This window comes from Vibrio sp. ES.051 (assembly GCF_002563795.1).
Taxonomy (GTDB): domain Bacteria; phylum Pseudomonadota; class Gammaproteobacteria; order Enterobacterales; family Vibrionaceae; genus Vibrio.
Genome location: NZ_PDJL01000004.1, coordinates 219,449 through 240,275, shown reverse-complemented (window position 1 = coordinate 240,275; position 20,827 = coordinate 219,449). Strand labels below are relative to the sequence as shown.

Annotated in this window: 19 protein-coding genes and 1 pseudogene; 14 read left to right on the top strand and 6 right to left on the bottom strand. The window is 46.6% G+C overall.

What is annotated here, in order from left to right; genetic code table 11:
* The first annotated feature begins 92 nt into the window (after positions 1-92).
* The 11 genes from ATG66_RS07420 (at position 93) to mgtE (ending at position 8,952) form a co-directional block, all read left to right on the top strand.
* Positions 93-1,058 carry a calcium/sodium antiporter gene (locus ATG66_RS07420; protein WP_098414722.1) on the top strand — a complete coding sequence of 322 codons (966 nt, stop codon included), beginning with the start codon at positions 93-95 and terminating at the stop codon, positions 1,056-1,058.
* A 29-nt stretch (positions 1,059-1,087) separates the two neighbouring features.
* Positions 1,088-2,059 carry an arabinose-5-phosphate isomerase KdsD gene (kdsD, locus tag ATG66_RS07415; protein ID WP_098414721.1) on the top strand — a complete coding sequence of 324 codons (972 nt, stop codon included), beginning with the start codon at positions 1,088-1,090 and terminating at the stop codon, positions 2,057-2,059.
* Between the two features lie 84 nt (positions 2,060-2,143).
* Positions 2,144-2,707, top strand: a complete 564-nt coding sequence (lptC, locus tag ATG66_RS07410; RefSeq protein ID WP_098414720.1) for an LPS export ABC transporter periplasmic protein LptC — start codon at positions 2,144-2,146, stop codon at positions 2,705-2,707.
* Positions 2,688-3,182: a lipopolysaccharide transport periplasmic protein LptA gene (gene lptA / locus ATG66_RS07405; protein WP_098415865.1), complete on the top strand. Its 495-nt coding sequence runs from the start codon at positions 2,688-2,690 to the stop codon at positions 3,180-3,182. Before lptC ends, lptA begins: the two co-directional genes overlap by 20 nt.
* A gap of 1 nt (position 3,183) precedes the next feature.
* Positions 3,184-3,909, top strand: a complete 726-nt coding sequence (lptB, locus tag ATG66_RS07400) for an LPS export ABC transporter ATP-binding protein (protein WP_098414719.1) — start codon at positions 3,184-3,186, stop codon at positions 3,907-3,909.
* Positions 3,910-3,959: 50 nt separating this feature from the next.
* On the top strand, positions 3,960-5,429 hold the full coding sequence (locus ATG66_RS07395; protein WP_098414718.1) for an RNA polymerase factor sigma-54: 1,470 nt from the start codon (positions 3,960-3,962) through the stop codon (positions 5,427-5,429).
* 24 nt (positions 5,430-5,453) lie between these two features.
* Positions 5,454-5,741 carry a ribosome hibernation promoting factor gene (gene hpf / locus ATG66_RS07390; protein WP_098414717.1) on the top strand — a complete coding sequence of 96 codons (288 nt, stop codon included), beginning with the start codon at positions 5,454-5,456 and terminating at the stop codon, positions 5,739-5,741.
* A gap of 2 nt (positions 5,742-5,743) precedes the next feature.
* A complete protein-coding gene (gene ptsN / locus ATG66_RS07385; RefSeq protein WP_098414716.1) occupies positions 5,744-6,190 on the top strand; it encodes a PTS IIA-like nitrogen regulatory protein PtsN in 447 nt (148 codons plus the stop codon).
* 14 nt (positions 6,191-6,204) lie between these two features.
* Complete coding sequence (gene rapZ, locus ATG66_RS07380; protein ID WP_098414715.1) at positions 6,205-7,068, top strand: RNase adapter RapZ; 864 nt, start codon at positions 6,205-6,207, stop codon at positions 7,066-7,068.
* 2 nt (positions 7,069-7,070) lie between these two features.
* Positions 7,071-7,346 carry an HPr family phosphocarrier protein gene (locus ATG66_RS07375; RefSeq protein ID WP_098415864.1) on the top strand — a complete coding sequence of 92 codons (276 nt, stop codon included), beginning with the start codon at positions 7,071-7,073 and terminating at the stop codon, positions 7,344-7,346.
* 247 nt (positions 7,347-7,593) lie between these two features.
* A complete protein-coding gene (mgtE, locus tag ATG66_RS07370; protein ID WP_098414714.1) occupies positions 7,594-8,952 on the top strand; it encodes a magnesium transporter in 1,359 nt (452 codons plus the stop codon).
* A gap of 63 nt (positions 8,953-9,015) precedes the next feature.
* Here the strand turns inward: mgtE and pmbA are convergent, their stop codons facing one another.
* Positions 9,016-10,359: a metalloprotease PmbA gene (gene pmbA / locus ATG66_RS07365; RefSeq protein WP_098414713.1), complete on the bottom strand. Its 1,344-nt coding sequence runs from the start codon at positions 10,357-10,359 to the stop codon at positions 9,016-9,018.
* Positions 10,360-10,469: 110 nt separating this feature from the next.
* On the opposite strand from pmbA, the gene yjgA reads away from it, so the two are divergent.
* Positions 10,470-10,997: a ribosome biogenesis factor YjgA gene (gene yjgA, locus ATG66_RS07360; protein WP_098414712.1), complete on the top strand. Its 528-nt coding sequence runs from the start codon at positions 10,470-10,472 to the stop codon at positions 10,995-10,997.
* Between the two features lie 62 nt (positions 10,998-11,059).
* Here the strand turns inward: yjgA and ATG66_RS07355 are convergent, their stop codons facing one another.
* Complete coding sequence (locus ATG66_RS07355) at positions 11,060-12,025, bottom strand: D-2-hydroxyacid dehydrogenase (protein WP_098414711.1); 966 nt, start codon at positions 12,023-12,025, stop codon at positions 11,060-11,062.
* A 43-nt stretch (positions 12,026-12,068) separates the two neighbouring features.
* A complete protein-coding gene (locus ATG66_RS07350; RefSeq protein WP_098414710.1) occupies positions 12,069-12,821 on the bottom strand; it encodes a pseudouridine synthase in 753 nt (250 codons plus the stop codon).
* A 382-nt stretch (positions 12,822-13,203) separates the two neighbouring features.
* On the opposite strand from ATG66_RS07350, the gene ATG66_RS07345 reads away from it, so the two are divergent.
* On the top strand, positions 13,204-14,469 hold the full coding sequence (locus tag ATG66_RS07345; RefSeq protein WP_098414709.1) for an NRAMP family divalent metal transporter: 1,266 nt from the start codon (positions 13,204-13,206) through the stop codon (positions 14,467-14,469).
* Positions 14,470-14,543: 74 nt separating this feature from the next.
* Here ATG66_RS07345 and rapA read toward each other — a convergent pair whose 3' ends face one another.
* The gene (gene rapA, locus ATG66_RS07340) at positions 14,544-17,453 is read right to left on the bottom strand and encodes an RNA polymerase-associated protein RapA (protein WP_098414708.1); all 2,910 of its coding nucleotides are present in this window, start codon (positions 17,451-17,453) and stop codon (positions 14,544-14,546) included.
* A gap of 612 nt (positions 17,454-18,065) precedes the next feature.
* Here rapA and ATG66_RS07335 point away from each other — a divergent pair.
* Positions 18,066-18,479: pseudogene (locus tag ATG66_RS07335) on the top strand (PhoH family protein); the annotation flags it as partial.
* A 66-nt stretch (positions 18,480-18,545) separates the two neighbouring features.
* Here ATG66_RS07335 and tldD read toward each other — a convergent pair.
* Both tldD and ATG66_RS07325 read right to left on the bottom strand, forming a co-directional pair.
* Entirely contained in the window at positions 18,546-19,991 is a 1,446-nt protein-coding gene (gene tldD, locus ATG66_RS07330) for a metalloprotease TldD (RefSeq protein WP_098414707.1), read from the bottom strand.
* Positions 19,992-20,002: 11 nt separating this feature from the next.
* The gene (locus ATG66_RS07325; protein WP_098414706.1) at positions 20,003-20,824 is read right to left on the bottom strand and encodes a carbon-nitrogen hydrolase family protein; all 822 of its coding nucleotides are present in this window, start codon (positions 20,822-20,824) and stop codon (positions 20,003-20,005) included.
* Positions 20,825-20,827 lie beyond the last annotated feature (3 nt).

Here is a 20,827-nt window from a genome sequence, read left to right as displayed (position 1 = left end):
TTAATTTATTTGTTGTTTACCTTTCATTTTCGGCTGCAAAAGGTCAAAATTAGCGGTTATTCATTTCACTTATTTAATACTTAGGAATTCTCATGCTCGAAGCCGTAGCGTTGCTTATTGTCGGTCTTGTTTTACTCGTTTGGAGTGCAGATAAACTTGTTTTTGGTTCTGCAGCGATAGCCCGCAACGTCGGTATTTCACCTCTTGTTATCGGCATGACAATCCTTGCCATGGGCTCTTCTGCGCCTGAAATGATGGTGTCTGCCACCGCCGCTTGGGACGGAAAAACCGATACCGCGGTTGGTAATGTACTCGGCTCTAACATTGCGAACATCGCCTTAATCTTAGGCATCACTGCACTGATAAAGCCTTTGTCGATCAACTCGGCAGTGATTCGCCGAGAATTACCTTTGATGATAGCTGTCACTTTGCTTGCTGGCGCTCTACTTTGGAATAGTCACCTCGGCTTTTATGAAGGTGTCTTATTGTTTGTTCTTTTTGGGGCCTTTTTATTTGCTATGTTGCAGATCAGCCGTAAAGAACAAAAGGCTGGCGATGCCTTTCTAGATAATCAAGCGTCTGAAATTCCTCAAGGCGTGAGTAACCCAAAAGCCATCATGTGGGTGGTTATTGGATTGATACTGCTTCCTTTGGCAGCCAACATTTTGGTTGATAACGCGGTCATCATTGCTAAATTCTTTGGCATGAGCGATCTCGTGATCGGGTTGACCATTATTGCTATCGGTACCAGCCTCCCAGAACTGGCCGCCTCCCTCGCTGGCGTCCTAAAAGGCGAAGACGATATGGCGGTAGGTAACATTATCGGCTCGAACGTTTTCAATATTCTGGCAGTAATGGGCATTCCTGGCGTCATCAATCCTTCAGTACTAAGTGAGTACGCGATGGGGCGTGACTTCTGGGTCATGTTAGGTGTTTCATTATTGCTTGTGGCAATGTGTTTAGGTAAATCACGTTGCATTAACCGTATTGAAGGGGCCATCTTGTTTGTGTGCTTCTTGGGTTACCAAGTGTACTTATTCGCCAACATGGCCGCTTAATAATCACAATAAATTAGTAGAGAACTGATATGTCCACTCAATTTGATTTTCGCGCTGCTGCGAAACAAGTTCTTGATATCGAAGTCGCCGCTCTGCAAAAGCTGGACACTTACTTTGATGAACAATTTGAGAAAGCTTGCGCACAGATCCTTTCCAACCACGGCAAAGTTGTCGTCATGGGTATGGGCAAATCAGGCCATATTGGCAATAAGATTGCTGCAACCCTTGCGAGTACCGGGACCTCTGCGTTTTTCGTTCACCCCGGTGAAGCAGCACATGGCGACTTGGGCATGATCAGCGCTGGTGACATCGTGCTGGCGATTTCTAACTCAGGTGAATCGAATGAGATTTTGTCTCTATTCCCCGTGTTGAAACGTCTCAACATCAAAATAATCAGCATGACCGGTAAACCAGAGTCCAATATGGCGAAACTATCGGATTTTCATTTGCAAATTACCGTCCCTCAAGAGGCCTGCCCGTTAGGCTTGGCTCCAACCAGCAGCACCACCGCAACGTTGGTGATGGGAGACGCACTGGCCGTCGCGTTACTTCAAGCTCGTGGTTTCTCAGCAGAAGACTTTGCACTTTCCCATCCGGGAGGTGCACTGGGGAGAAAATTGCTACTTAAGCTGTCTGATATTATGCACTTTGGTAGCGCACTGCCTAAAGTCTCTCCAGACGCACTGATCCGCGATGCTCTGCTAGAAATTTCAGAAAAAGGCTTGGGTATGACGGCTATTGTCGATGAACACGGTGTTATGCTTGGTATATTCACTGATGGCGATTTACGTCGAACATTGGATAAACGCATCGATATCCATACCACCGCGATTGGTGAAGTCATGACAAAAAACCCAACCACCGCCAACCCAGACATGCTCGCGGTTGAAGGTTTAAACTTAATGCAAAACAAAAACATCAACGCGCTAATTTTATGTAAGAACGATAAAATTGTCGGTGCACTGAATATGCACGATTTACTAAAAGCTGGCGTGATGTAATATCAGCATAATGATTTAAAATTTATTACACAAATAAAGGCAATAGTCAGGGAAGTACTGAGCTAAACAATAGGCCTTCATTATATGAGTTTTACTCGCCTTATATATTTGCTCTTGACCTTTGTCGTTGCATGGTGTGGTTATTATCTGCTCACACCAAAAAGCAACGATACAATTCAAGTAGCCCCAGATTCTGAGCTGCCCATGTTCAGTGGCACTGGACTGGAAAACATCACCTACGGTGAAGATGGTGTTCGTAGCTACATCATCCGTTCCACTAACTTAGATCATTATGCTAAGAGTGGAGACACAATTTTTAACAACCCGACCTTAATGATTTACCGTGAAGGTAGCGTTATTGAGTGGAAGGTGACAGCCGCAAGCGCTGTGTTAGATGAAGACCAGATTTTAACGTTATATGACCAGGTCTTAATGCAAAACCTGTTGCCTGGTGCGAGCTTTGATACTATGACGACAGACAAGCTGATCATTAATCTAACCAATCGTGATTTTAAAGCCAATCAACAGGTCATGTTGGTTGGGCCACAATTTGAAACTACTGGAGGCGCAATGCAAGGAAACTTGAAACAGCATACTGCGACTCTGACAAATGAAGTTCAAGGTCGATATGAAACCGTTACACCTTAGCCTACTGGCACTGGTACTGGCAGCGCCTCAAGCGCTGGCCCTTAAGTCGGATACTCAACAGCCGGTTTACATCAACTCTGACACCCAGCAGGTGGACATGAAGAGTAATCAGGTTATTTTTAAAGGCGATGTCTCCCTTAAGCAAGGTAGCATCAATATCGATGCAGACAGGATCGTGGTTACCCGCGATCCTAAAACCGAAGCAATTAAACAGATTCAAGCCTTTGGTCAACCCGCCAAGTTCTCACAACTGATGGACGACGGTAAAACATTAAGTGGTCAGGCTGTGGAACTGGATTACCGCCTTGCTAAAGACGAACTGACCATGAAAGGTCAAGCGCAACTGGCACAAGACAACAACACCATCAAAGGCTCTTCGATTCGTTACCAAATTGGTAAACAAAAGCTAGTCGCAGATAGCTCTAAAGAAGAACGCGTGACAACCATTTTGCAACCCAATCAGATAGAGAAATAACATGGCGGTACTGAGTGCAAAAAACTTGGCGAAAAGCTACAAAAAACGCAAGGTCGTCACGGATGTGAGCTTAGAAGTTGAGTCTGGCCAAATTGTGGGGCTATTGGGTCCAAACGGTGCAGGTAAAACCACCTCGTTTTATATGATTGTAGGGTTAGTGCCGCGAGATGAAGGCACCATCACCATTGATGATAAAGACATCAGTATTCTGCCAATGCACAGTCGCTCACGTCTCGGAATTGGCTACCTTCCACAAGAAGCATCGATTTTCCGTAAGCTCTCTGTGGAAGATAACATCATGGCGGTTCTCGAAACTCGTCAAGAAATCACGCGCGAAGAACGCCAAGACAAACTGGAAGATTTGTTGGAAGAATTCCACATCCAGCACATCAGAACCAGTGCTGGTATGGCACTATCGGGTGGTGAACGACGTAGGGTTGAAATCGCTCGCGCCTTAGCAGCAAACCCACAATTCATTTTATTGGATGAACCTTTCGCCGGTGTTGACCCTATTTCGGTCAACGACATCAAAAAGATCATAGAACACCTACGTGATCGTGGCCTTGGCGTGTTAATCACTGACCATAACGTACGTGAAACACTGGACGTATGTGAAAAAGCCTATATCGTGAGTCAGGGGAACCTCATTGCATCGGGAACTCCAGAAGACGTTCTCAATAATGAACAGGTGAAACAAGTTTATCTCGGTGAACAATTCCGTCTATGATTATATTAGGAACAGTAAGATTCTGAGCATTACAAGGTAAGTAACACTGAATGAAACCTTCATTACAACTCAAGCTAGGTCAACAATTAGCCATGACGCCACAGCTGCAACAAGCAATTCGCTTGCTGCAACTGTCGACACTCGATCTTCAACAAGAAATCCAAGAAGCATTGGATTCAAACCCACTATTGGAAGTTGAAGAAGGCCAAGACGAGCCTCTAGCTAACGGTGAAGATAAATCAGCCGCCGAAGCGTCTGATAACAACAGTGCCAACGAGCCAACAGAAATCGACGTCCCTGATAGCTCGGACGTGATTGAAAAATCAGAAATAAGCTCAGAACTTGAAATCGACACCACCTGGGATGACGTATATAGCGCCAACAGTGGCAGTACTGGTATAGCGCTGGATGACGACATGCCGGTCTATCAAGGCGAAACCACAGAATCACTACAAGATTACCTGATGTGGCAGTTAGGCTTAACGCCGTTCAGTGAAACTGACCGTACTATCGCTCTTGCTATTATTGATGCCATCGACGACTACGGTTACTTAACGCTTACCCCTGAAGATATCCACGAGAGCTTCGACAGCGAAGACATCGAACTAGACGAAGTAGAAGCGGTTCGTAAACGAATTCAGCAATTCGACCCGCTTGGCGTTGCCTCACGCAACTTACAAGAATGTTTACTGCTACAACTTGCCACGTTCCCTGAGGATACGCCTTGGCTTTCGGAAGCTAAAATGATTCTTGCTGATCACATCGATCACCTCGGCAATCGTGACTACAAGTTGGTGATTAAAGAGACCAAGCTAAAAGAAGGCGATTTACGTGAGGTCCTCAAACTGATCCAGCAACTGGATCCACGTCCGGGCAGCCGTATTACTCCAGATGATACTGAATATGTCGTCCCAGACGTTTCGGTATTCAAAGATCAGGGAAAATGGATCGTTTCCATCAATCCTGATAGCATCCCAAAACTAAAAGTAAACCAACAATATGCTCAGTTAGGTAAAGGCAACAGTGCCGACAGCCAGTATATTCGTAGCAATTTGCAAGAGGCAAAATGGCTAATTAAGAGCTTAGAGAGTCGAAACGAGACACTACTCAAAGTTGCAAGGTGCATTGTTGAACATCAACAAGATTTCTTCGAGTATGGTGAAGAAGCCATGAAGCCTATGGTACTAAACGATGTCGCCTTGGCGGTGGATATGCATGAATCGACGATTTCTCGTGTAACAACACAAAAATTTATGCACACACCTCGTGGTATTTTTGAATTGAAGTACTTCTTCTCTAGCCATGTGAGTACTGACAACGGCGGAGAATGTTCGTCAACAGCAATTCGCGCACTCATTAAGAAACTGGTCGCGACAGAGAACACAGCAAAACCATTGAGTGACAGCAAGATTGCTGCTCTTCTGGCTGACCAAGGGATTCAGGTAGCAAGACGTACGATAGCAAAATATCGCGAATCCTTGGGTATTGCCCCTTCAAGTCAGCGTAAACGCCTGTTATAAGGCACCAACTGAAAAGGAAAGTCTATGCAAATCAATATTCAAGGCCATCACGTCGATCTTACCGATTCAATGCAAGACTATGTTCAATCTAAGTTTCAGAAGCTCGAAAGGTTCTTCGAGCATATCAATCAAGTACATGTTGTACTAAAAGTTGAAAAAACCACCCAAATCGCGGAAGCGACGCTCCACATCAATCAAGGCGAAATCCATGCGTCAGCCGATGACGAAAATATGTATGCGGCGATTGATTCGCTGGTAGATAAATTGGTTCGTCAACTTAATAAGCACAAAGAAAAAATGAACAGTCATTAATCATGCAATTGAGCGAAATACTGTCATTGGACTGCACCAAAAGTGCCGTCCAATGTACGAGTAAAAAACGCGCCCTTGAAATGATCAGCCGCATCGTGGCTGATCAGACGGGCCAAGATTCTACCAAACTATTCGAGTCCATGCTCAACCGAGAGAAGATGGGCAGCACTGGTATTGGGAACGGTATTGCTATCCCGCACGCTAGAATGCAATCGAGCGATAAGGCGATTGCTGTCCTGCTGCAATGTGATGAAGCGATTGAATTTGATGCGATTGATAATCGACCTGTCGACCTGCTTTTTGCGCTCTTAGTACCAGAAGAACAGTGCAAAGAACACCTCAAGACTCTATCCTCTATGGCAGAACGTCTGAGCGATAAGCAAGTATTGAAGCTACTGCGCAATGCTCAGAGTGATGAAGAACTCTACGACATCATGACTCACCAATAAGCAGGACTATCACTATGCGCTTAATCGTTGTTAGCGGGCACTCCGGTGCCGGAAAGAGTATTGCATTGCGGGTACTGGAAGATTTAGGTTACTACTGTGTCGACAACTTACCAGTAAACTTACTTGATGCCTTTGTTCACTCTATTGCTGATAGCAAACAAAATGTTGCGGTGAGCATTGATATCCGTAACATTCCGAAAAAGCTAAAAGAACTCACGGGAACACTGGAAAAGCTCAAAACAGAGCTGGATATGACGGTGCTTTTCTTAGATGCGAATAATGAAACACTACTCAAACGTTATAGCGAAACACGCCGAATCCACCCCTTATCGTTAGGCGGTCAATCCCTTTCTCTTGACCAAGCCATTGAGCTTGAAAAGGAAATTTTAACGCCGCTTAAAGCTCATGCTGACCTAGTACTTAATAGTAGTGGGCAATCTTTGCATGAGCTAAGTGAAACCATACGTATGCGCGTTGAGGGACGTGATCGCAAAGGACTCGTGATGGTCTTTGAGTCTTTCGGCTTTAAGTATGGGCTTCCTTCCGATGCCGACTACGTGTTTGATGTGCGATTCTTACCGAATCCACACTGGGAACCTGCTTTGCGTCCGCTTACTGGCTTAGATGCCCCAATAGGTGCCTTCTTAGAGCAGCACCAGTCAGTATTAGAACTTAAGTATCAAATAGAGAATTTTATTGAAAATTGGCTTCCACTGCTCGAGAAGAACAATCGCAGTTATCTTACCGTTGCAATAGGCTGTACTGGCGGGAAGCATCGCTCGGTATACCTAACCCAGCAAATCGGTGAGTACTTCGCCAATAAAGGACACCAAGTGCAAATTCGCCATACCTCGTTAGAAAAGATCCCCAAGGAGTAATGGTGGAGTTAAGGCGCAAAGTATTAATCCAAAATCGTCTCGGTTTGCATGCACGTGCAGCCGTTAAACTGGTAGAGCTCGCTCAAAGCTTTGAAGCGATTATTACCATTGATAACGAAGAAGATAAAACAGCGACAGCGGACAGCGTAATGGGGTTACTGATGCTCGAATCTGCTCAAGGTCAATACGTAACAATTCATGCAGCTGGCGGTCAAGCCGAAGAGGCCCTTGAAGCCGTTTGTGACCTAATAGAAGATAAGTTTGATGAAGGCGAGTAATGTACTCGTTTTTATTCTCTCAGCCCAAACAATCGCAAGGTGCAAAATTTACCACCGCTCGTGACTACGCCTACGAGCTAAATCACTCCCGCACTGCCATAATTTTAATCAAATTTGGGGATAAATCGCCTTCCAACCTCTTTGCCCAGTAAATAAATTTGCCAAGTATTATAAGTTGTTATTAAAAGGCGCCTAGAATTAAGTTATTATTCAGCGCATTGTAAACATCAGGAATTAGGAGGAACGAATGGCAGAGCAAATTGAATTCGACCAAGCTCACCAAGCCCTCCAAGAAGTCACAGAAGCGCTTGAAAATGGCCGCTTCGTCCATGTCCGACGTCAGTTACAAGACATGGAGCCTGAGGATATAGCTCATCTTTTAGAAGCATCCCCGCGTAAAAGCCGTGAAGTTCTTTGGCAACTCACCGACCCAGAAGACTACGGTGAAATCCTTGACGAGCTAAATGAAGACGTCAAAGACAGCCTAGTCTCCAAAATGGCTCCAGCAGCGCTCGCTGAAGCCACGGAAGGGATGGATACCGACGACGTAGCTTACGTCTTACGTAGCTTGCCAAACAAGTTATCCCGCGAAGTGCTATCACAAATGGACTCAGCAGAGCGCCTGCGTGTCGAAACCGCTCTATCGTACTCAGAAGACACCGCTGGTGGACTGATGAACACCGACGTTATCACGATTCGTGGGGACGTGGATGTAGATGTGGTTTTACGCTATCTGCGCATGAAAGGCGAACTGCCAGAAGCAACAGATGCGCTATACGTTATTGATGAAGAGAACAAACTAATTGGTGAACTACCAATTACTCTGCTGATCACCACCCAGCCTGATGTCAAAATTATCGACATCATGGAAGACGCTGACGAAGCGATCACTGTCGACACCAGTGCTTCAGATGTCGCGAGCCTGTTCGAGCGTCGTAACTGGGTGTCTGCTCCGGTTGTCGATGAAAACCTTCATCTGGTTGGCCGTATCACCATTGATGACGTGGTGGATGTCATCCGTGAAGATGCCGAACACTCGATGATGAGTATGGCCGGTATGGATGACGATGAAGATACCTTCGCACCTGTCGTAAAATCCGCACGCAAACGCAGTATCTGGCTTGGTGCTAATGTACTTGCGGCGCTTGCTGCCGCTTCTGTTTCCAACATGTTTGAAGCCACGCTAGACCAGATGGCGGCCATTGCCGTATTGATGACCATCGTTCCCTCCATGGGCGGCGTTGCAGGTAACCAGACCGTTGCTCTGGTCATTCGTGGACTAGCACTTGGTCATATCGGTGACTCGAACAAACGAGAACTGTTAATGAAAGAAGCCTCGATCGGTTTACTCAACGGTATCATGTGGGCGCTGATTATTGGCGGTATTGTTGTCGCTTGGAAAGGTAACTGGATGCTAGGCGGAATCATTTCCGCCGCGATGCTGACTAACTTATTGGTCGCAGGGGTTGCCGGAGTAACGATTCCAATCCTCTTAAAGAAAATGAACATCGACCCAGCTTTAGCTGGTGGTATGGCGTTAACGACCGTAACGGATGTAATTGGTTTATCTGTATTCTTGGGGCTCGCCACAATACTGATTACCTAACAGTCAAAACTAAAAAGCCTGATGAACACATCAGGCTTTTTTTGTTTCTGAGAGCGGTGAGTACTATTCGCCCGCCACTTTCATCGTATCAAGTAAGATAGAACCGGTTTGAATAGGCGAGCGCGTTTCTACATCACTACCTACGGCCACAATCTTAGTAAACATCTCTTTCAAGTTACCTGCGATGGTAATTTCCGAGACAGGGAATTGAATTATACCATTCTCGACCCAAAAACCAGCCGCACCGCGAGAGTAATCCCCCGTCACGACATTCACACCTTGTCCCATTACTTCCGTAACCAGCAAGCCTGTACCTAGCTCTTTCAGCATTTGTTCGAAATTCTGCCCAGTCGACTTCACGTACCAGTTATGGATACCACCCGCATGACCCGTTGGTGCCATTTTCATCTTACGCGCCGCATAACTGGTTAATAGATAAGTCGCAAGCACACCATCCGTAATGATCTCACGATCTTGGGTATATACGCCTTCACTATCGAATGGGCTGGAAGCCAAACCACGTAATACATGTGGACGCTCCGAGATATTGAACCATTCAGGAAGCACTTGCTTACCAAGGTGATCAAGTAAGAAAGAGGATTTACGGTATAGGTTTCCACCGCTGATCGCCATAACCAAATGACCAATCAAACCTGTCGCTACATCGGCCGCAAACATAATTGGGTACTGACCTGTTTTTAGTCGCTGTGCGTCCAAACGATTGATGGTGTTTTCTGCCGCTTTACGGCCTACCATTTCTGGAGCCCAAAGATCATCCCGGTGACGCGCAACGCTATAGCTGTAGTCACGCTCCATTTCACCGTTTTTCCCCACACCAATCACACAACAACTGGTACTATGGCGACTAGACGCATAACTCGCCAGTAATCCATGGCTATTACCATACACTTTGACGCCATAGTGGCTGTCGTAACTTGCGCCATCACTTTGCTTAATCGCACCGTCATAACTTAACGCTTCTTTTTCCGCGGCAATGGCCACTTTTGCTGCGTAATCAGGATCTGGCGTGTCGGGATGGAACAGGTCTAGATCGGGAACCTCTGTCACCATGTATTCTTTTGCCGCTGGTCCTGCAAAGGGATCTTCGGAGGTGTAATGCGCAATATCCAGTGCCGCAATAACGGTTTGTTCAATTGCGGCTTCACTCAAATCGGACGTGGAAGCACTGCCTTTACGTTGACCACGGAAAACGGTAATGCCAAGCGCACCATCGCTGTTGAACTCGACATTTTCTACCTCGCCCATGCGGGTAGAGACACTTAACCCAGTGCTTTTGGTAATTGCGACTTCGGCGGCGTCAGATTTCGCCGATGCGAGCTCTAATGCTCTTGCTACGGCTTGCTCTAGCTCGGTACGTTGCTCAGCAACCTGCTGTTTAATATCCATTGTCTTTCACATCTTGTCTTTGATGCACAATAGAATAACAAGAATTTCGCTTTCTCCCCAAGATTCTTGTTAAAATAGTCATAATATTAATCAAAACACAGGCAACTGAAATGGCACGTAAGAATCAAAAAGCGCCATGGGAACCAGAAGAAGAGATCATCTGGGTAAGTAAATCCGAGATGAAGCGAGACATGGAAGAGCTACAGAAACTTGGCGAAGAGCTTGTCGGCCTCAAACCCGCTGTTCTAGAAAAGTTTCCAATGAGCGAAGACTTGCGAGAAGCAATTGCTGATGCACAGCGCTTTAAAAACGAAGCGCGTCGTCGTCAACTGCAACGTATCGGTAAGTTAATGCGCTATGAAGACCCAGAGCCAATCCAAGCGGCACTGGATAAAATTCGTAACAAGCACTCTCAATTAACGGCGGTCTTCCACAAGCTTGAAGCACTGCGTGATCGTGTAGTTGAAGAAGGCGATAAAGCGATTGATGATGTAGTGGACCTCTACCCAGCGGCAGATCGCCAACGTCTACGTCAACTTGCTCGCCAAGCGACGAAAGAGAAAAAGGCAGGCAAACCAGCAAAAGCCTACCGTGAAATCTTCCAGCTCCTTAAAGAACTGAACGAAGAAGAAAATTAAGTCACGGTGACTTAACGCAAAAAGCAGACGATTACGTCTGCTTTTTTAATATCTATCCGGCCTCAAGCTAAGCGATTGAGACTTTCCCCGCGCTCAAACGCATTGATATTCTCAATTAAAATATCCGCTAAGCGCTGAATCGAAGAGTCACTTCCCCAGGCCACATGCGGCGTTAACAGCAAGTTGGGTAACTGCTGCATATTGGCGATAAGAGGATTGCTTTCATCGGCCGGCTCTTGAGTAAACACATCAAAGCCAGCACCAGAGATCTCACCCGCTTTAAGGGCATTCACCAAAGCAAGCTCATCAACGAGCCCTCCTCGCCCAGTATTAATCAGGATTGCGCTCGACTTCATGTGCTTTAATTCCGCTTCGGCAATGAGGTGGTGTGTATATTCGTTCAACGGACAATGTAGAGTAAACGCATCGGCCTGATGGAGTACCATTTCAAATGGTATATACCCCTCTCGGCATTCACTGGCCCCTTTACGCTCTGCAAAGAGAACCTTCATACCCAGCGCTTTCGCCAGTTGCGCGGTTGCTTGTCCTAATGCACCACTGCCTATCACCCCTAATGTGCTGCCCGCAATATCACCAATAGGATGGGTAAAGAAACAAAACTGTTTGTTGCGCTGCCACTCTCCCTCTGCAATGTCTTGATGGTAGCCAAATAAATTTCGGCGCAAAGCAAACAGCATTGCAATCACATGTTCTGGTACCGAGCGAGTAGCATAGCCACGCACGTTAGCAACGGCAATATCATACTTTGCACAGTAATCCACATCGACGTTATTAAAGCCCGTCGCAGCAATGGCAATCATGCGCAACTTGGGCAGTTGTTCCAGCACATGTTGGTCAAGCAAGACTTTATTACTGATGACGATATCGGCATCCGTCAATCGTTCTATCACCTGTTCCGGAGCCGTCAAGTCGTACTCACACCAATGATGCTCAAAACTCGGTCGAGGTACCTTAATGTGCGCTGGGATGGTAGCTCGGTCTAAAAAGACCACGTTTGGCAAAGACATAACACCTCCTTGTTCACTTTGTTCACTGCCCGAGAAAAATACGTTATGGACGTGGCAGGGTTTTATAATCAGGTAATGTACGCTCTGGCATAAAATAGTTAAAGACCGTCGTTTTCGCTTCAGGATAAAAGTCACAAGGCACAAAAATACTGTCCAATTGCGCAGTGATCGGATGATAAAAGCTTAATTCAGCAGCGTGCAGCTCTAAACGGTCCGAAAACTGGAAAGCGGTTTCATTGGCATAAAACTCATCACCAACAATGGCATGGCCAATCGCCATTAAATGCACACGTAACTGATGCGAACGACCAGTAATCGGCAGCAAGCGTACAATCGTAGTTTGGGTACCGTCGGTATGTACTTCACGTTTGACAACCTGAAACAGCGTCTTGGAAGGCTTGCCATCATCAAAACAGACTTTTTGTCGCGGACGGTTTGGCCAGTCACCAATCAGTGGCAGGTCAATCTCTCCCTCTTGCGGCTCGAGATACCCCCAAACGCGTGCGTAATACACTTTATGGGTGAGGCGATATTGAAACTGCTTTTTCAGGGCACTCTCTGCGGGTTTATTTTTCGCAAACAGCATCAAACCCGACGTCGACATATCCAAACGATGCACAACTTGAATGGCCGGATACAACGCCTTTAGGCGACTCCACATACTATCGTAATGCTCTGCAAGACGCCCAGGCACCGACAATAAGCCTGATGGTTTATTGACTGCCAGAATATGCTCATCCTCAAAAACGATGTTAAGCCAAGGATCTGTTGGAGGGGTATATTCAAGCATGGCCATGGGAAAGCTCTCTACAAAATAAAAAACGCCGCGATTATATACCCAAATGACATCAAGAGGCAGGATTCCGAGCGCAGTCATTGGTTCGACGACAAACAAGACCCCCCAAATACAGCAAACTAACCAAAGTCAATTGCAAGCCAAAAAAAACAAATCCACACATTGTAAAATCAGATTGACAACACTACTCATCACTTAATAGAGTGGTAGATGCATACCACACCCTATGCCAGCAACAGACCGAAAAAATAAATAACTCAACAAAAACATCATTTAAATGACATCACCGTCGCGCGGCACACGATGAGCTTCCCAGTTCAGAAATAAAGCTGCGACATGATTCCAGCATAAGAAATACATCAAATAAAAAGGACAATAAGCAATGGACTCCGCTGTTATCGATAAACCCACATCCAAACTCTCCTTATTCTTTCGTTCGCTTGGGCCTGGTATCTTAATGGCGTCAGCGGCGGTCGGTGGATCTCACCTCGTCGCATCGACGAAAGCGGGGGCGATTTATGGCTGGCAGCTTGCTGCACTGATTCTTCTGGTCAACTTTTTTAAATACCCCTTCTTTCGAGCAGGCGTGCAATACACCATGGGAACTGGACTCACCTTGGTAGAGGGGTACGCGAAATTAGGTCGTCCTTATCTTTGGCTGTTTCTATTTTTAAGCATGGTGTCTGCGGTGATCAATACCTCTGCATTGTTGATGTTCAGCGCCAGCTTGCTGGGGTATTTCATACCGTTCTCGCTATCAATGGCGTCATTAAGCATCATCGTGATAGTCACGTGTCTGATTATCTTATTTGCGGGTCATTACAAGGCGCTCGATACGTTATCTAAAGTTATCATGTCTGTTTTAACCATCGCGACATTACTTTCCGTTGCAATCGCCTTTGGTAATCCCGTTGAGCAAGTAGCCAACTTCGAGCCACCGTCACCTTGGTCTATTGCTGCAATTGGCTTTATTGTGGTGACCATGGGCTGGATGCCGGCACCGATAGAGATCTCCTGTTTAACCTCGGCATGGCTAAAACGCCAATCAAGCCAGCAAGAAGTCACTTACCGCTCTGCTCTATTTGACTTTAATGTCGGTTATATTGGCACGGCTTTTCTTGCGATTATCTTTGTATCGTTAGGCTCTTTGATGCTTTATGGCTCTGGCGTTGCGCTTGAAAGCTCAGGCGTTGGCTTCTCCCATCAATTGGTTGGCTTGTATGCGTCGACGATTGGCGAATGGTCTCGTTACTTGATCGCAGTAATTGCATTCTTCTGTATTTTTGGCAGCACGATTACGGTGATTGACGGTTACTCTCGCGTCATTTCAGATTCTCAACGCCTGCTGCGATCGCAACCCGATACGGATCCGAAAGCGACATCAGCCATCATGCTCGTGGTCGCCTTACTTGCATTAGGTATTGTGATTTTCTGGGCTTCTGCATTATTGCCTATGCTGAACTTTGCGATGATATTGGCGTTTATGACCACGCCATTCTTTGCGCTATTGAACTACACCCTCGTGAGTAAAACGGATTTACCCGAGCCGTTAGCTGTCGGTCGTAAGTTGAAGTGGTTGTCGATTGTCGGCCTAATTTATCTGTTTGGCTTCTTGGCACTATTTATTTGGTGGAAATGGCTGATGTAAGCGGCTACCCACAATTAAAAAATAAAAAGGCCTTCAAATTGAAGGCCTTTTTATTGGTTTAAATGTTGGTGTTTCTAGTTGTGGCTGACAACAATCAGACGCAGTGAATCCAGCTGAACTTGAGCTTGGTTAATGTAACCCGTGAGCTCTTTGATCTGCTCTTCAATCACTTCAATTTCTTCATCACGAATGTTGGGATTCACGGCTTTCAACGCTTGCAAGCGTTCAAGATCCGCGTTCAAGCTTTGTTGCATATCTCGATGCGCTTGCTTCCGTACTTCTTCTACCTTCTGCTCAACAAACGCATCGCCCGCTTCAATTAAACGGTGGACGTCTTTTTGTACCGAGGTCACTAGCTTGTTACCTAAGTGACGGTTTACAGGGCTGAGCTGGCGGTTAAAGCTTTCAAATTCCACTTGAGCAGACAAATCATTACCACGCGAGTCCATCATCAAACGGATTGGCGTTTTCGGTAAGAAGCGCGCAATACCACTGCGCTTTGGTGCTTGCGCATCAACCGCATAAATCAGCTCAAGCAGAATCGTCCCCACTGGTAAGGCTTTGTTTTTCAGTAGCGATACCGCAGAAACGCCCACGCCTTCACTCATCAGAAGATCAATACCACCTTGGATCATCGGGTGTTCCCAACTGATAAAGTGCATGTCTTCACGTGACAACGCCGTTTCACGATCAAACGTAATTGTCGCCCCTTCGTATGGCAAACCTGGGTAGCTTGGTACCATCATGTGCTCAGATGGCGTCACAACCAGCGCGTTTTCACCTTTGTCGTCTTGGTTCAAACCAATGGTGTCGAACAGAGAAAGTGCGAAGGTAACCAGATTAGTGTCACCGTCGGTTGATTCAATTTTTTCCACGATTTTCTGCGCTTTTTCGCCGCCATTTGAATGCATTTCTAACAGACGATCGCGACCATGTTCCAATTGAGATTTCAGCTCTTTGTTCATTTTGGCTGACGCTTCGATGATCTCATCCAAAGTGCTGGTGTCGCCAGAAGCAAGGATCTCAATTAAGTCGTCTGAGTACTTATCGTATACCGCTCGACCTGTTGGGCACGTTTCCGCAAATGCGTTCAGACCTTCATCAAACCAGCGAGCTAGGATCGCCTGAGACGTGCCTTTCAAATACGGAATATGAATATCGATGTCGCGCCTCTGACCGATTCGATCCAAGCGACCAATACGCTGCTCAAGCAAGTCTGGATTGAACGGTAAGTCGAACATCACCAATTGGTTGGCAAACTGGAAGTTACGGCCTTCAGAACCGATCTCACTACAAATCAAGACCTGTGCGCCGCCTTCTTCTTGCGCAAAGTAAGCGGCTGCTTTGTCACGTTCAAGAATCGACATACCTTCATGGAACACAGTAGCACGAATGCCTTCACGCTCACGCAGTGCTTGCTCCAGTTGTAGTGCGGTACTCGCACGAGAGGCAATCACCAGAATTTTCTCGCTGCGCTTCTCTTTGACTTTTTCAAGCAACCAGTTGACGCGCGAATCAAACTGCCACCAGCTGGCATCATCGCCTTCAAACTCTTGGAAAATCTCTTCTGGGTAAAGGTTCTTCATTGCACGCGCTTCCGAGCTCATTTTACCGCCGATCATCCCTGCTACGCGCATTGAGGTGGTGTATTGCGGTGGAATGTCCATTGGCATCAGATGCACATTACGCGCCGGAAAGCCTTTGATAGCAGCACGTGTGTTACGGAATAAAACACGACCGGTACCGTGACGGTCCATCAAGTTATCAATTAATTCTTGGCGTGCAGACGCTTTGGCTTCTTCGTCGCTTTCACTTTCGATAATCCGAAATAGTGGTTCAACATCTTGCTCTGACAACAGCTCGGTAATTTTATTTTTTGCTTCATTCGGCAGTTTTTCGCCGGAAAATAGAGACGTAATCGCGTCCGCCACTGGGGCGTATTGCGCTTCTTCTGCCACAAACGTTTCATAGTCATAGAAACGATCTGGATCTAACAGGCGTAAACGTGCGAAGTGACTTTCACGACCTAATTGCTCAGGGGTGGCAGTTAATAGTAAGACGCCCGGAGTGCGTTCAGCCAAACCTTCTACCACTTGGTATTCGCGGCTTGGCTTGTCTTGGCTCCATTCTAGATGGTGCGCTTCATCGACCACCAATAGATCCCACTCGCCCTCTAATGCCTGTTCAAAACGCTTGCGGCTCTTGCGTAGGAAGTCCAAAGAACACAGCACGTATTGCTGGGTATCAAATGGGTTTTCTGCATCCGCGAATGCTTCGATACAACGCTCTTCGTCAAAGATAGAGAAATGCAGGTTGAAACGACGCATCATTTCAACCAACCACTGGTGTTGCAGTGTTTCTGGTACCACAATCAAAATACGTTCTGCACGGCCCGACAGCACTTGCTGGTGGATGATCATGCCCGCTTCGATGGTTTTACCCAAACCGACTTCATCCGCGAGCAATACGCGTGGCGCATGACGACGGCCAACTTCGTGCGCAATGTAAAGCTGGTGAGGAATTAAGCCTGCACGCATGCCACATAGGCCGCGCATTGGGCTCTTATGCTGCTCAAACTGGTTGGTTAGCGCACGGTAACGCAGAACAAAGTTGTCCATACGGTCGATTTGACCGGCGTACAACTTATCTTGAGGTTTATTAAAACGAATTTGGTTGCTCAGAAAAATCTCACGCAGAACCACTGCGGTTTCTTGCGTGTCTTCACGAGTACCGAAATAGGTGTATAGACCTTCATCTTCCAGTACTTCTTCCACTTTTAGAGACCAACCTTCTTGGCAGTCGATGACATCACCAACGTTAAACGTAACTCGGGTAACAGGTGCATCGTTACGTGCGTAAACTCGGTTTTCCTCTGACGCTGCAAACATCAATGTCACAGTACGAGCGTCCATTGCTACTACGGTACCTAAACCTAAATCGCTTTCCGTATCGCTAATCCAGCGCTGCCCCAAAGCAAATGTCATGAATTGACTACCTCGTTATTAGTTCTTGATTCGTGTTTCTTGTTGGTCTACTCATGCCCGTAGGCATGGATAATAGTTTAGATCTGATTCTGGCTTCTGCTATGCCGATAGCGTTCGTCATTCCAGTATGAACTGAGTATTTTTAAGCCAGCTCAACATGATAAATCGGACGTAGCCTATACGCAGAAAAAGGTCGCTAATCTTACTTGAAGCTGTGATTTAGGTCACGCCGAAACCGCATCAAGCGGAAACTTTTTTTCCCAAACTATAAATGCAATCAAATTGTAAAATACTCATGCCAATGATTAAGTTGTAGAACGTAAATATTACGTATACTTCTAATGAGGGGCGTTTAAAACCATTGCATATAATTTAAGCGCGTTAGTACACGATTAGGATCAACACGGGTTTGCAGTAAGTTGTCTTGCTACTCGGTTGCACACTAGCCGACATCAGCCCGACAGCCTCTATTGCAAGCAACCAGAATTAGGCCGCTTCACACCTATTTGGAAACGACCTAACCACTCGCATGCAGAGTCGTATGACGGCAAGGAGACGCTATGGGCGATACCGATCGGAAACTGTTTGTACTTGATACCAACATTCTTCTTCAAGGAGAAAATGATGCCGTGGTTAACCGCCGTGACCGATACTTTGGAAGCGCTACATAAACACGATCACTGCACTGAAGGCTCATTGAAGTACATCTGCGATAAAGCCAACATTCAATTTAAATCGATCAACTTTATGCGTGGCCGTTCGATTCAAAATGCGTTTGTGCTGCTTGATGAGTGTCAAAACCTCACCGCATCACAAATCAAAACCATCATCACCCGCTGCGGCGAAGGAACGAAAATCGTCTGCTCAGGTAACTTGGCGCAGATTGACTCCCATTACCTCACCCCAGTGACATCAGGGTTGACCTACATGGTCGAACGCTTCAAGAACTTTGAAGGCAGCGCGAATATTCACCTTAACGGCGTGGTTCGTAGCCGCTTGGCGGAATTTGCTGAAGAAAACCTGTAATCAACACCGACTCACAAAACAAAAGAGCGCTCCAACGAGCGCTCTTTTTATAACGATTCGATTGAGTTACTCAGTACCACCCACTGTTAGTGAATCCAGCTTTAATGTTGGCTGACCAACGCCCACCGGAATGCTTTGCCCTGCTTTACCACATACGCCAACGCCCTTGTCGATACTTAAGTCATTACCAACCATCGACACTTGTTGCATGGCTTCAATACCAGATCCAATCAACGTGGCCCCTTTAACAGGGCGCGTAATTTTGCCGTTTTCAATCAAGTACGCTTCAGATGCCGAGAACACAAACTTACCCGACGTAATGTCCACCTGACCGCCACCAAAGTTTGGCGCATACAACCCTTTCTCTACCGTTGAAATGATTTCTTCTGGCGTATGTTCACCTGGAAGCATGTAGGTGTTGGTCATGCGCGGCATCGGCAAATGTGCGTAAGATTCACGACGACCATTACCGGTTGGGTTCACGCCCATGAGACGCGCGTTGAGCTTGTCTTGCATGTAGCCTTTTAGCACGCCATTTTCGATGAGGGTGTTGTATTGGCCATTGACGCCTTCGTCGTCGACGTTGAGCGAACCACGCAGATCTTTCAATGTACCGTCATCGACGATAGTACACAGTGGTGATGTCACTTGTTGACCGATTTTACCAGCAAAGACTGAAGATTCTTTGCGATTAAAGTCACCTTCCAAACCATGACCGACCGCTTCGTGCAGCAACACGCCCGGCCAACCTGAACCCAACACCACTGGCATCATGCCTGCTGGCGCGGCTTCTGCGGCTAAGTTCACTAACGCCATGCGAATCGCTTCATCGGCATAATGAAATGCCTCTTTCACGCCATCGGTTTCAGAAAGGAAGAAGTCATAGCCAAAACGACCGCCGCCACCAGCACTACCCCGCTCACGTCGTTCGCCTTTTTGCGCCAATACACTAATAGACAAACGCACCAAAGGACGAACGTCACCGGCATAAGTGCCGTCAGTTGCCGCTACCAGCATTTGCTCGTGCACGCCGCTGATACTGATCGAAACTTCTTTGACCAACGGCTCTTTGGTACGGATATAGGCATCAAGTGACTTGAGCAGTTCTGTTTTTTGCTGCTTTTCCCATTCAGCTAATGGATTCACAGCGGCGTAATACGCTTGGTTGTCTGTTCGCTTAAACGCTTGAACTTTGCCATTCTGCCCTTGTTGAGCAATACCGCGCGCTGCCATCGCACTCTGTTTTAAACCTTCTGGCTGAATTTGGTCGGAATAAGCAAAGCCAGTTTTTTCACCACTCACCGCTCGAACACCCACACCACAGTCAATGTTAAAAGAACCATCTTTGATGATGCTGTCTTCTAGAACCAGAGACTCGTGCCAGCTGGACTGAAAGTAAATGTCCGCATAATCGATCTGGCGTGTGGCAATGCTGGCAAGTGTGTCAGCAATATCTTGCTCTGTCAGACCATTGGGGGCAAGGAGTGCCTGTTCTATTTGGTTTGTGCTCATAGTTAGCTCTTTTATTTCCGTCTCAATTCATTTTGAAAGCGACTGTGTTGAGTCAGCGGCATATTCTGCCTTACTTGTTGGCTTTGTGACAAATCTATCTCTGTCACTAATAAGCCTACTTCATCCTGAAGCTGTTTATGGATACGTCCCCAAGGGTCAACGACCATGGAGTGTCCCCATGTGTTTCGTCCACAAGGATGCGTTCCAGTTTGACCACTCGCGAGTATCCAACATTGAGTTTCAATCGCTCGCGCACGTAACAAAACTTCCCAATGCGCCTTACCGGTCACGGCGGTAAACGCGGCGGGCACCACAATGATATCCGCACCTTCTTGGCGTAATACTTTATAAAGCTCGGGAAAACGTACGTCGTAACAAATGCTCAATCCTACGCTGCCGATATCCGTTTCTGCGACTACGATTTGATTACCCGCCATAAATGTATCCGACTCGCGATAGCTGCCATGTCCATCAGCCACATCAACGTCAAACATGTGCAGTTTGTCATAATGAGCGATACATTTACCATGTGGCGGCAATACAAGCGTTGTGGTTGTAACACCTTTTGCAGTTTGAATGGGCATGCTTCCAACAATCAGCGTTAACTGGTTCTTTCTTGCGATTTCAGAGAGTCGTTGTTGAATCACGCCACTACCAAGTGGCTCTGCATGTTGATGGTACGCTTCGCGATTGGCAAACAGCACTGTATTTTCAGGGGTAAGAACAAGTTTGGCACCTTGCTTGGCAGCCAAAGCACACTGTTTTTCAATGACGTCCAGATTCGCGGTGATATCTGGACCCGATGTCATTTGAATAATACCAACACGTTCCATGCG

Excerpts from the sequence above, each read along its gene's own strand:
- ATG66_RS07420 (WP_098414722.1), top strand. The coding sequence starts at position 93 with ATGCTCGAAGCCGTAGCGTTGCTTATTGTCGGTCTTGTTTTACTCGTT.
- kdsD (WP_098414721.1), top strand. The coding sequence starts at position 1,088 with ATGTCCACTCAATTTGATTTTCGCGCTGCTGCGAAACAAGTTCTTGAT.
- lptC (WP_098414720.1), top strand. The coding sequence starts at position 2,144 with ATGAGTTTTACTCGCCTTATATATTTGCTCTTGACCTTTGTCGTTGCA.
- lptA (WP_098415865.1), top strand. The coding sequence starts at position 2,688 with ATGAAACCGTTACACCTTAGCCTACTGGCACTGGTACTGGCAGCGCCT.
- lptB (WP_098414719.1), top strand. The coding sequence starts at position 3,184 with ATGGCGGTACTGAGTGCAAAAAACTTGGCGAAAAGCTACAAAAAACGC.
- ATG66_RS07395 (WP_098414718.1), top strand. The coding sequence starts at position 3,960 with ATGAAACCTTCATTACAACTCAAGCTAGGTCAACAATTAGCCATGACG.
- hpf (WP_098414717.1), top strand. The coding sequence starts at position 5,454 with ATGCAAATCAATATTCAAGGCCATCACGTCGATCTTACCGATTCAATG.
- ptsN (WP_098414716.1), top strand. The coding sequence starts at position 5,744 with ATGCAATTGAGCGAAATACTGTCATTGGACTGCACCAAAAGTGCCGTC.
- rapZ (WP_098414715.1), top strand. The coding sequence starts at position 6,205 with ATGCGCTTAATCGTTGTTAGCGGGCACTCCGGTGCCGGAAAGAGTATT.
- mgtE (WP_098414714.1), top strand. The coding sequence starts at position 7,594 with ATGGCAGAGCAAATTGAATTCGACCAAGCTCACCAAGCCCTCCAAGAA.
- pmbA (WP_098414713.1), bottom strand. The coding sequence starts at position 10,359 with ATGGATATTAAACAGCAGGTTGCTGAGCAACGTACCGAGCTAGAGCAA.
- yjgA (WP_098414712.1), top strand. The coding sequence starts at position 10,470 with ATGGCACGTAAGAATCAAAAAGCGCCATGGGAACCAGAAGAAGAGATC.
- ATG66_RS07355 (WP_098414711.1), bottom strand. The coding sequence starts at position 12,025 with ATGTCTTTGCCAAACGTGGTCTTTTTAGACCGAGCTACCATCCCAGCG.
- ATG66_RS07350 (WP_098414710.1), bottom strand. The coding sequence starts at position 12,821 with ATGGCCATGCTTGAATATACCCCTCCAACAGATCCTTGGCTTAACATC.
- ATG66_RS07345 (WP_098414709.1), top strand. The coding sequence starts at position 13,204 with ATGGACTCCGCTGTTATCGATAAACCCACATCCAAACTCTCCTTATTC.
- rapA (WP_098414708.1), bottom strand. The coding sequence starts at position 17,453 with ATGACATTTGCTTTGGGGCAGCGCTGGATTAGCGATACGGAAAGCGAT.
- tldD (WP_098414707.1), bottom strand. The coding sequence starts at position 19,991 with ATGAGCACAAACCAAATAGAACAGGCACTCCTTGCCCCCAATGGTCTG.
- ATG66_RS07325 (WP_098414706.1), bottom strand. The coding sequence starts at position 20,824 with ATGGAACGTGTTGGTATTATTCAAATGACATCGGGTCCAGATATCACC.